This is a genomic window from Flavobacterium sp. LAR06, from assembly GCF_041946075.1.
In the GTDB taxonomy this organism is placed as follows: Bacteria; Bacteroidota; Bacteroidia; order Flavobacteriales; family Flavobacteriaceae; genus Flavobacterium.
The window spans coordinates 342748-355578 of the sequence record NZ_JAUTYT010000002.1; the positions used below are offsets into that span (position 1 = coordinate 342748).

The window sequence follows — 12831 nt, forward strand, 5'->3', positions numbered from 1 at the left end:
AACAGATACAATTGTTTAACATTCTGCTTTTGTTGTTAAGAGCAGTTATAGGTAATTTTGCAACTTCAATAAATTTTAATAATGAAAAAGCATTTTACCCCTCTTCTATTCTCAATTTTCTTTTTATTCACTTTCGTTTTACAAGCACAAAATTCTAAAGACGCTTATGTCGTTTTGGTTTCTATGGATGGATTTCGTTGGGACTATGCCAAACATTTCAAACTTCAAAACCTCAACAGAATTGCCAAAGAAGGCGTTCATGCCAAATCAATGAAACCTTCTTATCCGAGTAAAACATTCCCGAATCATTATGCAATCGTGAGCGGACTTTATCCGGATCATCATGGAATTATTAATAATGTTTTTTATGATAGTGCTTTAAACGAATCTTTTTCATTGTCTACAAAAGCCAAAAATGACTCAAGATTTTATGGTGGAAATCCGATTTGGAATGTAGCGGAACAACAAGGTGTAAAAACCGCTTCGTTCTTCTGGCCTGGATCTGATACAGATAAAAAAAGACCGGGTATTTACAAAAATTATGATGATAAGATTCCGTATGGTAACAGAATTGATACGGTTATAAAATGGTTAGAGCTTCCTGAGAAACAACGCCCGCATTTGATTACGTTATACTTTGATGAACCGGATCATACGGGACATAATTTCGGTCCGCTTTCTCCTGAAAACGAAAAAATGATCTACAAAATGGATTCGGTTATGGGACAATTATCATCCAAACTAGATCAATTGGCTATCGGAAAACAAATCAATTTAATCATTGTCTCAGATCACGGAATGACCGATATCAGCAATGATAAAAAAGTAGCTATTTTAGATTATTTAAAACCGGAATGGTTAGGTTACAAAGCTGTAATTAACCCAATTATGAGTTTACAGGCAAAACCCGGCTTTCAGGATTCTATTGCAAAGGCATTAAAGAAAGTACCACATATCAAATTTTGGCGATCTAGCGAAGTACCAAAAAGATTGCATTATGGAACCAACCCGCGTGTGCATGATTTTGTGATTGAAGCGAAAAAAGGCTATAGTTTAGTGAGTAAAGAAAGTACGCACATAAAAGGTGGAACACACGGTTACGACAATAAAGAAAAAGACATGCACGCTATTTTCTACGCAAAAGGTCCAGCGTTCAAAGTAAATAAAGAAGTTGGCACCTTTCAGAATGTTTCTGTTTACCCTTTAATAGCGCATATTTTAGGATTAAAAATCGATGAAGTTGACGGTAAGTTCAGTGAAGTAAGCAACATGCTTAGAAATTAGATAATTTGTCAATTAGAAAATTAGATAATGCTATAGATTGCATATAATCATTATCTAATTTTCTAATTGACACATTGCCACATTAAATTAAAAACCAGTCGAAACCGAAACGGCTTTCCATTGCTCTAATTGACTCTGAACGCTTGCAATCTTTTGATTGGCCATATCATAAGCATCTTGTCCTAAAAATAAATGCAAGGCAGGATTTTCTTCATGACTCATTTTTATTAATGCTTCAGCTAATTTTTCAGGATCTCCCGGTTGATTTTCATTAATACTGCCTTTATGTGCATCTTCAGAGGCTCTAACTTCTTTATAGGCAGCAATTGGATGCTGAGGCAATAACAAAGAGCTATCTTTTAAGAAATCAGTTCTAAAATAACCCGGATAAACCAACGTTACATTCACTCCAAATTCTTTTACTTCAGCAGCTAAGGATTCAGTTAAACCAGCAACTGCAAATTTTGTAGAGCAATAAATTCCCCAACCCGGAAACTCTCCATAATAACCTCCAACAGAAGAAATATTAAAAATATGTCCCGATTTGTTCGCACGCATATAAGGCATTGTATTTCTGATTACATTTAGTAATCCAAAAACATTTACTTCATAATTTTTTCTGGATTCTACATCTGTCAATTCTTCCAACGCTCCCAGCAAACCATAACCTGCATTGTTTACTAAAACGTCGATTGTTTTAAAATGACTTACTGTTGCTTCAATTGCTTTTTTGACACTTCCTTCATCTACTAAATCCATTTCTAAAGGCAGAAAATTCTCTGACACATTTCCTAATACTTTAACTAACGATGCTTCACTTCTTGATGTTGCGGCTACTTTGTAACCTTTTGTCAATAATTTTTTAGCCAATTCTAATCCAAGTCCTTTTGAGGCACCTGTGATAAACCAAACTTTGTTATTTTCCATGATTTTAATTTTTTACGTTTAATTATGGTACAAAGGTATCAGCAAAGTCCTTATTCAGAATTAAAGCAATCAAATCAGAAGTTACGAAAATCAAACAATTTCTGTTATGCGATAGGCTTTTGGCGAAAGCTGAACATTTTTCTTAAAGAAGTTGATAAAATGAGACAATTCTTCAAAGCCTAAACACCACGCAATTTCATTAATATTCCAATTGGTTTGTTTGAGTAAAATCATGGCTTCCTGAACAATTCGTTCAGAAATAATTTGAGAAGTTGTTTTTCCGGTAGTTTCTTTCAACGCTTTATTCAAATGATTTACATGCACATTTAACTGGCTTGCAAATTCTGAAGGCGAGCGGAAATTAATTTGTTGCGATATGGATTCAATAGGAAATTGTCTTTCTAACAATTCTAAAAACAAAGAAGAAACCCGAATCGTGGCATTCGATTTACTGTATAACGAGGTAGTTACCGTTTGTGTTTTTAAAGCCAAATGAATAATTTCGAAAACCAGATTGCGGAGAACATCATATTTAAAAGCGTAATCCGAATTGATTTCTTCTAACATTTTCACATATACTGCCTTTAAAGATTCTGCCAGTTCTTTTGAAACCGGAACAATCGGATTTCCACCGGGTTGAAATAAAGGATACTCTTTTAAATTTCCAAACTGATTAAAAAAAGCATCGGTGAAAATGCAGAAAAAACCGGTTTGATTTTCATCTATATGTTCCCAACTGTACGGAATTTGTGGATTCGCAAAAAACAAAGCCTGATCTTCAATCGAAACAACCTTATCAGCATAATGCACTTTGTTTCTTCCGATGATTAAGCTTATTTTATAAAAGTCTTTTCGCGTATAAGGCAATGGATTACAGGTAGTACCAATATAATCATCCAACTTAAAAACATTAAAATGTCCGATTTCTTTCTTAAGATTCTCGGGCATTCCGTTTATTTTAATCGTATAAAAATCTTCTAGTGTCTCTGTCAGTTTCATTTGGCAAAGTTACGAAAATCAAATTATATCAATTAGAAAATTTATCAATTAAGAAAAGTACGATTATATCACTAGAAAACTCTAGTTTATATTTTCAACCTTTCTTATTGTAATCTTAGATATTGGCTGTTCACCATTTTTAGTACTGATCATTTCCATAAAAGCGATAAAATCTCCCTTTTTATAAAATTGTCCCACACCATAAATCTTAAGAGACCACTTTATACGTAGGATCTTCAATAACATTGACACTTATAACCGCTTCGGCATTTTTGAGTAATGTTCTGCAGTCTTCGCTTAGATGTTTGAGTTCGACAACTTTATTGAGCTGACTGTATTTCTTTGTCAAGTTGTTCAATGCTTCAATAGCCGACATATCGGCGATACGGCTTTCTTTGAAGTCTATAATAATATGATTCGGGTCGTTTTGGATATCGAACTTTTCCATAAAGGCAGCAATCGAACCAAAAAACAAGGGGCCGTAAATTTCATAATGTTTGACTCCGGCTTCATCGATAAAATGACGTGCACGGATTCTTTTGGCGCTTTCCCACGCAAAAACCAAGGCTGAAATTATTACCCCGATTAATACTGCCAAAGCCAAATTATGAAGCAAAATAGTCACAACCGCAACCAGGATTCCGACGAAAATATCATGTTTTGGCATTTTGTTGATGACTTTAAAACTCGCCCATTCGAAAGTCGTAATCGCAACCATCATCATAACGCCGACTAAAGCAGCCATTGGTAATTTTCCGATTACAGGCGCTCCAAAAAGAATGATTACTAAAATAGTCAACGCAGCAATAATTCCCGAAAGTCTGGCTCTTGAACCGGCACCGAGATTTACCAAAGTCTGTGCGATCATGGGACAGCCTCCCATTCCGAAGAAGAAACCGTTTAAGATATTCGAACTTCCTTGTGCAATACATTCCCTGTTGCTGTTTCCACGAGTTCCGGTGATTTCGTCAACCAAATTTAGCGTAAGCAAACCTTCAGTCAAACCAACCGCAGCGACAATAACAGAATAAGGAAAAATCACTTTAAAAGTCTCAAAAGACAAAGGAATCTCCGGAATATGAAAAGGTGGAAAACCGCCCTGAACAGAAGCGATATCCTGAACTGTTTTGGTATCAATATTAAAGATAAGCACAAGGGCAAAAACTACCATAATCGCTACCAAAGAAGCCGGAACTGTTTTGATAATTTTAGGAAAAAACAATACAATACTAATTGTCAATGTGACCAAACCCAGCATTATATACAAAGGCGTTCCCTGCAACCAGGCAACTTTTCCATCATACATGGTTTTAAACTGTTCTAATTGCGACATGAAAATAACCACCGCCAAACCGTTTACAAAACCAAACATAACAGGCTGTGGCACTAACCGAATAAATTTCCCAAGTTTAAAAAGCCCGATACAAATTTGCACAACGCCACCCAATGCGACGGCCGCAAAAACATATTCTAGGCCGTGCGATTTCATCAAGGCGATCAAAACAATCACGGTCGCTCCAGCCCCACCCGAAATCATTCCCGGTCTTCCTCCAAAAATTGCCGTTACCAAACCCGCAATAAAAGCAGCATACAAACCCACCAACGGCGGAAAACCAGCCAAAATAGCAAATGACAACGATTCTGGAATCATGGTCATGGCAACAGTTAAACCAGCTAAAATTTCGTTTTTGTAATTGACTTTTTCGGTAAAGTCGAAGAGATGGAAAGCTTTTTTCATAAGTCGCAAATTTAGGAAATTTGGGAATTAGAAAATGGGATAATTTCTTTTACAAAGAAATTTAAAAATCCACTTAAACATTTTGTTCAGAATAAATCATAAAATATATTTTAAAAAACAAAATATTCATATTTTATACACGACTATAAATTAGATAATTAAACTTAAAAATATTTGATTATTGAAATAAAAACCCGTATAAACACCTAATCACAATACTTAAACAAATGTTAATATTACTTAAGTAAAATTTATTAACCAAAAACCTAAATTAATTATGAAAAGAACAGTACTGTTTTTATTATTAACATCACTAATTCTATCATCTTGTGGTGTACAAAATAAAGGAACTATACCAGGAGCTTCTGCATCTACAAATGGAACTGAAAACAAAGATTATCTTACTACAACACAAACTGTAGTTTATGATTTTAAAACCAAAGAATATACAAAATCAATGGTACATCCGAGAGTCCGTGAGCCACTTGTCTTCAAAATAGAAAATATTAACCGTTTAGCTTACGACGTTTCTATTAAATCTAAAGACGTAGCAATTGTTGACGAAAATTTCAAAGAAGAGATAGATAATACTTTAAAAAAGAAAGAAAGTGAAACCACTACAAGTGAACCTATTACTCCAAAAATAATTACTGAAACTAAGTTGGCTAGTACAGCATTAATTTCAACTGCAAAAACAACAAATTCTCCAAGCATTATTCAAGAAATTACAACTTTAAAAACTGCTATTCAAACAAATACTACCGAATTAATTAAATTACAAACAGCAAATCAACAAAAAATTGATTCAATTAAAAATTCTACATTATCATTAGAAAATTTAAAAGATGACGCGAAAGCAATTGATCCTAAAAATAATAAAATAATAATTGAGCAAGAAATAATTTCAATACAAAATAGACTAAAAATTAATCAACTAAAAATAGACGCTTTACAAGGCGAAAATATTGCTAAAACTAATGAAATTATATCCAAAACATACGCAACTGATGCGGTAGAAAGAACTTTTAGTGAATTTAGTAAAATATACACTGAAGTACTCGATGGAGCACAAAGTATTCGAATCATTGAAGAAAATTATCATACCTTTTATCAACTTGCGCTAAATCCTTTATTAAAATGTGAAGGATATGAAAAACTCAGTAATGATCCTAAATTTATATTATATCAATTACCACAATATCGTTCTCAAATTAATGATTTTAATAAAACCATTACTAATTTTAATAATTTCTATAATCAAGCAATAAATAATTGGAGAATATTTGATGATATAGAAGCGCCTGAAGCCAAAGAGAATATTCGAATCAAATATCAATCATACAAAGAAGAAATTGACAAAATAAAAGCATCTATAGATGCTTTAGACTTGCCTTCAAAACTACGCAAGGTAGAAGCTATTCACGCAGTACTAAAAGAAAAAGAAGCTTACCAAATATCATCCTCTCCAATACAACCTTTAGAAGACTATGTAACATTTGATGTTACTATTAAAAATCGTGACCAATCAAAATTAGCAGAATATGATGACAATAGAGAATTTACTTATCTTGAATATACAAGAGGAGGAGTTCGCTTTGATTTCAGTACAGGTATTGTATTCAATTTTATTGGAAATAATGATAAATATGGATTAGTAGATGTAAATGTAGATACTAATGGTGACGGTAAAGAAGATACGGCAATGAAAAAAATAGTAGTAACCGAAAATAACCAATTTACTCCTGCGTTAGCCGGAATGTTTCATACCAGTTTTAGAAGCTGTGGTATTTGGGCTTTTGGCTTAACATTAGGTGCTTCCGTAAATGTAGAAACGTTTGAATTAAATTCTTTATTCCCAGGAGTTAGTTTGTTAATAGGAAAAAAACAAAAATTTATTATTTCTGCTGGTCCGGCTTTTAGGCAAGTAGATGAATTAAAAGCTAATTACAGAGAAGATGGAATTTACAGCCCTAGTGATTTTACGGATGAGACATTATTAACTGCAAAACAATTTAAAGTTGGTTTTTTCTGTGGCATTACCTATAATTTAACACAAAAGCAAAGAGAAAAATTTAAAATAGGAACTGAATAAGAGTTAATTGTATAAATAAATTATTAAAAACTTTGCGCAAACGTCAACTGGCTTTTGCGCATTTTTTGCATCCTAGATGTTTTCTACAAAAACCCGTATAAGTACTTGGTGATTGGGGTTTATTTTTTGATATACTTGTTTGAAAATAGCACTTTATGATACTATGGATTTCCGTAATGATGTAGATTCGTAAATGTGGATATTTGTTTTAATCAAGTTTATAATATTTTACAACGACATCAAATAAATAATTATGAATATAGATGATAGAGATAATATAATGTTGATTTTTGATAAAAAATTAAGGAAGAATAACAAATCTTCTAAAAATTTACAAGCAATTAGATGACAATAAAGGACGCGGAAGAAGGCCAACTCATAATCTTGATATTTTAAGAACTTCAGTTGTTTTCACTCATTCTACGTTAGAAGATTATTTACGAAACATTTTAACAATAAAACTGCCTACGTCAGATGCAATAACATTAAACAGTATTCCTCTAATTGGAACTTCTGAAAATGGTCGGAAAACAAAATTTGATTTAGGCGACTTAGTTGCTCATAAAGAATTAAAAGTTGAAAAAGTTATAGAAATTTCAGTTAAAGAATACCTTAGCTGTGTTAGTTTCAATGACACTAATGACATATCAGCACACTTAAAAAAAATCTCTATTAATTTGACTCCTGAAATCACAGAATTATTACCGACATTAAATGAATTTATTAAACGTAGACATAACATTGTTCACAATGCAGACAGAGAACTTGAAATCAGAAGAGGTAATCACACAATAAAATCAATCAATTATAATAAAGTTCTTAAATGGCAAAAAACTTTAGATCTATTTGTTAATAAAATAAATATTCAGCTTTAAAATGACTGTATTAATTTAAAACAAGACCCCAGCTCCGCAAAGAGTTCAGGCAACGCTGCGAATGTCTCCGACTTCGTGCCCGCAAAGTGATTAATCATTATTCTATGTAAAACCCATAACGTCTCGCTCGTTTTATCACCGTAATTCTAAAAAAATGAAAAAAATCCTAATTACCTTTACTTTACTTTTCAGTTTAACAAGTTTTGCACAAACTATCAATGGAGTTGCAATTAAAGATTTAGATGTACAATATTTACAAATTATTGGAACTTCAAAATTTATGTCATCAAAACTTAATATTAGAATAGACATTGGACAAAGAACAAAACTCATGTCAAGCAACAGTGAAACAGCAGGCATAAAAGATGCAAATGGAGAAGTATTAATCTTTAATTCAATTATTGATGCTTTAAATTTTATGTCGGCAAACGGCTATGAGTTTGTAACTTCAAACATTCTAGTGGAAGAAGATCAAAATGTTTATTATTATTTGATGAAAAAAAAGATATAAAAAACTACCTTTTCCTAAACAAAACCTCAAACGCTCCCGTAGACCACAAAGCCCACAAAATCAAAACAGGCTGAAAAAACAACCGAATCAATCGGGCCTGATCCGTGTTCATGCCCAGAGCGTCTGTTCCGTTTAAATATTGAGCAATGTTTCCAGGAAAAACCAACACATAAAATACAGCAAGGCCAATACCTATTTGTGTTTTATAGCGGGTTAGAAAAATCAGCGTCAAACCTATTGCCAATTCGACGATTCCGGAAAGTATTACCACGAGGTCTTTATCCATCGGAACCCAGTTCGGTACCTGCGCCTGAAAATCGATTCGCTGAAAAGTAAAATGCCCCATTGCAGCGGTTATCATAAAGAGTCCTAAAAGTATTCTAAAGAAATTTTGAGTTTTAGTAGTTGCTATATTTTCCATATCATGATAATTGGTTGTAATGTTTTCAATTACTCTCAAATTTACAATAATAAAAAAACAACTCTTTGCAAGATTTGGCACCGAACATTGTGTAATATCCATTTGAGAAATGTCATTTAATTCAACATTATCCTAAGCAATATTCTCCAACCCTCCCGGAAATGGTCTGTAAGCATAAAAATGCAAAACCTCTTCAATCGCTATTTTTAAAGCTTCATTTATCGGCAACAAATTAATACCCATTCTAAGATCGATTTGGGCTAACCTCATGTAATAATCGGCAAAAATGGGAATGTTTGTCCCTTTGTTGATTGCTACTTCGGCTTTAATAAAGTTTTCCTCTTGTTCTTCTTTTATTATTTTGCAGGTCGCTAATCGTAGTTTTCCAAATTTATCTGTGGTAGCGCCATAACCAAAAAGGCGGCAAATTAAACCACGATAACGGTAATTACTACAGCTTCCTTTATGGTATTCTAAAACCGAAAGCGAGCGGTACAAAAAACAATTTTTAGTCGAAATACTGTTTAATTCTTTTAGAGTTTCTTCGGCCTTGCCATTCAAAAACAAATGAAAGGCCCATGGTAAAAATTCTAAAGGTGAAGCGTCTATATTGGGCGTAGAACAGCATTTGCCACAACCAGCGTTGCAATGCAAATTTGTTTCAGACTGAAAAGCCGTAATTTCAATTTCAAGACGATCAAACAATACCTCAACCTGCCTAACCTTCTCTTCTATTGACATTTGTTTTTTTGTAAGATAGACTAATACAAATACCTCCAGCTACAATTGTAGTTTAATTGTGAAATTTAAATTTTAGATTTTGTCGCTTTGCTTCAATTCTGGCATTAGAGGCGATTTTTTTCATTTCTTTATAAATCGTAGTACCAATGTTAAATTTACTACCTGCTATCAAAAACACGTATAAATACGTGGTGCTCAGTCTTTAATATTTCTTAAACTTGCTGTCAATATGGTGGAGCATATTTATCATGGTTTTTCAGTAGGTAGAAAACCTTGAATGTTTAATACTTTTTTTGGGGGAAAAGTGAGATTATAATCGATAACGATTATGGATCTCACTTTTATTTTTATTTTGAACTTAAACCATTGCCAAATAGTTTTATTTAAAAAGCGCAAACGTCCCTGACATTTGCGCTTTTATTATGCTTCTACATGATCATCTGAGATCTTACTTTTTGTTTTGATTAGTTTCCGCTAATTGTGCCTCCAGATGTGCAATCATTTTTTTTAGACCTTCAATGGTTTCCTTTCTGGCTTTGGCTAGTTCTTTATAATTAAGAGCCTCTTCAGGATTTACTTTACCAATTTTATTATACGGTGCCACTGTTTCGTTTAAAATATCCTCCTTTAGCATATTTCCATTACCCGTTAAGAACCAATCACCATTAACATCTGTGTATATTCGAAGAATTTTTTCTAATTTATCAACACCAATTGTTTTATCGTTTTTTAATTGGCTGGCAAAAGAACCGTTAGAAAAACCGATCTCTCTTTCAAAAACACTGACCCTAATGCCTTTTGAATCCTAATGTATATCAATACTTTGCCAGTACAGGAGGTGTGCCAGCCAAAATATTTCACAGTCAGATTCAGTTAATTGATGAACAAACTTCTGCTGTTATTGGTACAAATGACATTTACCAATATACTACTACTACACCATATTATTGGAGCCCACAAATGGTGACAACCATTGTTAAGCTTAATGCTGGACAAAGAGTTAGTATTTCCTACGCGAATGATTTTAAAAGTGTTTCAGGTATCAGTGCAAATACTAATATAGCAGAAGATTCGACGGTACATCCAGGATCTCTTGCTTTACAAGTTATTTTATTTCAGAATAACAAATCAATTGAACATTAAAAATACAACGGTTTTATATCGAGAATAAGTAATTCAAAAAATAGCACACAAAGCAAAAAGCTTCAACACAAAAATGTTGAAGCTTTTTTATATCCAAACTACAAGCAAGCTAAATAGCAACTTTAAATTTTCGCTTTCATCTTCCTATCTTAATACAAACCACCTTATAATCAATAAATTAGTTTTTCTGTCGTCAATTAAATCTATGTTAAAAGTGTACTTACATTTTAATATTATTGTAAACTTTGTATTACTGTTTAACCTAAATAAAGATGATTATGGGATCGCAAATTATTGAACTGGAAAAAAAATATTGGCAGGGAATGGAAAATCACGATTATGAAACGGTAAAAAATCTCACTCATTTTCCTTGTATAATAGCTGGCAAAACCGGTTTACAAAGTGTAGATGAAGCCACGTTTAAAAAGATGTTTGAATCAGCAAATGGCAGTAAAATAAAAGTATTGAATATTTCTGATGTAGAAACGCAATTACTTGCCGAAAATACTGCGGTAACAGCATACCAAATAGAATTAGAAATGGCAGACGACAAACAAAAATCTCTCCTCAAATGTGCCTGCACCTCAACCTGGATTAAAGAAAATAACAATTGGGTTTGTGCACTTCATACCGAAACAGAATTGTCTCAGCAGTAGAGTGTAATTAAATTTAATTGGCTATTCCCTCAAATATATATCTGTTAGAGGTTTAAGATTAAGATACATTTATCGTGTATCTTAATCTTAAACCTTTATCTCTATGAACCTATGAACCTTTAAAAAAGATGTATCTTTGAACCTTAGTACTTCAAGAACCTACAAAACATGACACGAGAACATTATATTCCCTTTAATAAGGAATTCTTACTCGAACAACAACTTACTGCTTTTGCCCAAGATCCTAAAAAGGTTGATGATTTTAAAAAATTGTTTGATATAATCGAACATTATTTTCATTATGAAGCTTTTAACCTCAACCGAAATCTAAAACAAAATTATGCTTTGTTCGATCCGGATTTGAGCAACAAAGAGCGTAAAAGTTTTATAGGAAAAAGTGATTTTTCGATTTTTAAGAAAACACTATTGACCGTTCTGGAACTAGGAAATTATACACGAATTGATCAGGAAACTTTAGATGTTGCTTTTAAGGAATCAGATTTGATTGGCCTGAATCTTTCTATCGATTTTAATGCTTTTAAGGATTATGAAATGTATGTGCGCGGGCAACATACAGCCAAAGAAAAGGTTAAGAAATATTTCTTCTGGAAGAAAGAAGTCGAAATCGAGTACTACGATCGCGTGCTGATTTACCTGCATTACAACGACACGAATTTCCTGAAAGAAAAGAAAGTCAAATTGGGTAAAATGCCTGTTGAACCGGGTTCGGTAGTTTTGAAAATCTTTAAGCGTGTTCCTAAAAACGACCTCGAAACGATTTTCCCAAATGCGATTCCGAGAATGTCAACTACAGACAAATTACTGCTTTGGGTTCCCGGTCTTTTTGGTGGCATTTCATTGTTAAGTGCAAAAGTAATTCCGGCCCTGATCAATATGTATGGTGCTTATGAAACAGGTGAAACTATCGACTTACTGAACAGTAAAACTTCCCTAAATCAGGGTTTAATTGCATTAGGAATTTTAGCTGCTTATTGCTTCCGTCAATACAATAATTTTGTAAACAAGAAAATCAGATATTCCAAAATACTTTCAGATAGTTTGTATTTTAAGAATCTAGGGAATAATAGTGGTGCTTTTTATTCTCTTTTAAATTCTTCAGAAGAAGAAATGCTTAAGGAAACTATCTTAGCTTATTCTTTTTTATACAAAAGCGAAAAACCTTTAACGACCGAAGAATTAGACAATCAAATTGAATCCTGGTTTGAAACAACATTAAAAACATCTCTTGATTTTGATGTAAAAGAAGCTTTAGATAAATTGAAGAATATTGGCCTTGGCATAGAAAGTAACGGGAAATGGGAGGTTGTTTCTTTAGAGAAAGCGCTCGTTACGATTGATGCTTTGTGGGATGGGGTTTTTGATTATAATTATCAAATGTAAATTATTAATTGTTAATTGTCTGACAAACTTAACTAAATAATTA

Annotated in this window: 13 protein-coding genes; 7 read left to right on the top strand and 6 right to left on the bottom strand. The window is 32.8% G+C overall.

The features are described 5' to 3' along the window. The first annotated feature begins 81 nt into the window (after positions 1-81). The gene (locus tag Q7C23_RS04595) at positions 82-1284 is read left to right on the top strand and encodes an ectonucleotide pyrophosphatase/phosphodiesterase (protein ID WP_375031396.1); all 1203 of its coding nucleotides are present in this window, start codon (positions 82-84) and stop codon (positions 1282-1284) included. Between the two features lie 87 nt (positions 1285-1371). On the opposite strand, the gene Q7C23_RS04600 is transcribed toward Q7C23_RS04595, so the two are convergent. The 3 genes from Q7C23_RS04600 to Q7C23_RS04610 all read right to left on the bottom strand — a co-directional run bounded on the left by Q7C23_RS04600 (position 1372) and on the right by Q7C23_RS04610 (position 4948). Continuing rightward, on the bottom strand, positions 1372-2211 hold the full coding sequence (locus tag Q7C23_RS04600; protein ID WP_375031397.1) for an SDR family NAD(P)-dependent oxidoreductase: 840 nt from the start codon (positions 2209-2211) through the stop codon (positions 1372-1374). 90 nt (positions 2212-2301) lie between these two features. Beyond that, positions 2302-3210, bottom strand: coding sequence for a helix-turn-helix domain-containing protein (locus tag Q7C23_RS04605; protein WP_375031398.1), 909 nt, complete (start codon positions 3208-3210; stop codon positions 2302-2304). 208 nt (positions 3211-3418) lie between these two features. Continuing rightward, positions 3419-4948 (bottom strand): SulP family inorganic anion transporter, encoded by a 1530-nt coding sequence (locus Q7C23_RS04610; protein ID WP_375031399.1) that lies wholly within the window; start codon positions 4946-4948, stop codon positions 3419-3421. Between the two features lie 277 nt (positions 4949-5225). Between Q7C23_RS04610 and Q7C23_RS04615 the strand changes: the two genes are divergently transcribed. The 3 genes from Q7C23_RS04615 to Q7C23_RS04625 all read left to right on the top strand — a co-directional run bounded on the left by Q7C23_RS04615 (position 5226) and on the right by Q7C23_RS04625 (position 8426). After that, positions 5226-7040 (top strand): hypothetical protein, encoded by a 1815-nt coding sequence (locus Q7C23_RS04615; protein WP_375031400.1) that lies wholly within the window; start codon positions 5226-5228, stop codon positions 7038-7040. Positions 7041-7351: 311 nt separating this feature from the next. Beyond that, positions 7352-7915: a HEPN domain-containing protein gene (locus tag Q7C23_RS04620; protein ID WP_375031475.1), complete on the top strand. Its 564-nt coding sequence runs from the start codon at positions 7352-7354 to the stop codon at positions 7913-7915. Between the two features lie 154 nt (positions 7916-8069). Further along, entirely contained in the window at positions 8070-8426 is a 357-nt protein-coding gene (locus Q7C23_RS04625; protein ID WP_375031401.1) for a hypothetical protein, read from the top strand. Positions 8427-8430: 4 nt separating this feature from the next. Here the strand turns inward: Q7C23_RS04625 and Q7C23_RS04630 are convergent, their stop codons facing one another. The 3 genes from Q7C23_RS04630 to Q7C23_RS04640 all read right to left on the bottom strand — a co-directional run bounded on the left by Q7C23_RS04630 (position 8431) and on the right by Q7C23_RS04640 (position 10222). Further along, complete coding sequence (locus Q7C23_RS04630; RefSeq protein WP_375031402.1) at positions 8431-8949, bottom strand: hypothetical protein; 519 nt, start codon at positions 8947-8949, stop codon at positions 8431-8433. 30 nt (positions 8950-8979) lie between these two features. Then, positions 8980-9588, bottom strand: a complete 609-nt coding sequence (locus Q7C23_RS04635; protein WP_375031403.1) for a YkgJ family cysteine cluster protein — start codon at positions 9586-9588, stop codon at positions 8980-8982. Positions 9589-10036: 448 nt separating this feature from the next. Continuing rightward, entirely contained in the window at positions 10037-10222 is a 186-nt protein-coding gene (locus Q7C23_RS04640) for a hypothetical protein (RefSeq protein WP_375031404.1), read from the bottom strand. A gap of 164 nt (positions 10223-10386) precedes the next feature. Here Q7C23_RS04640 and Q7C23_RS04645 point away from each other — a divergent pair, with 164 nt between their 5' ends. The 3 genes from Q7C23_RS04645 to Q7C23_RS04655 all read left to right on the top strand — a co-directional run bounded on the left by Q7C23_RS04645 (position 10387) and on the right by Q7C23_RS04655 (position 12788). Further along, on the top strand, positions 10387-10731 hold the full coding sequence (locus Q7C23_RS04645) for a hypothetical protein (protein WP_375031406.1): 345 nt from the start codon (positions 10387-10389) through the stop codon (positions 10729-10731). 278 nt (positions 10732-11009) lie between these two features. Beyond that, entirely contained in the window at positions 11010-11387 is a 378-nt protein-coding gene (locus tag Q7C23_RS04650; RefSeq protein ID WP_375031407.1) for a nuclear transport factor 2 family protein, read from the top strand. A 168-nt stretch (positions 11388-11555) separates the two neighbouring features. After that, on the top strand, positions 11556-12788 hold the full coding sequence (locus Q7C23_RS04655) for a TMEM143 family protein (protein ID WP_375031408.1): 1233 nt from the start codon (positions 11556-11558) through the stop codon (positions 12786-12788). Positions 12789-12831: the final 43 nt, after the last annotated feature.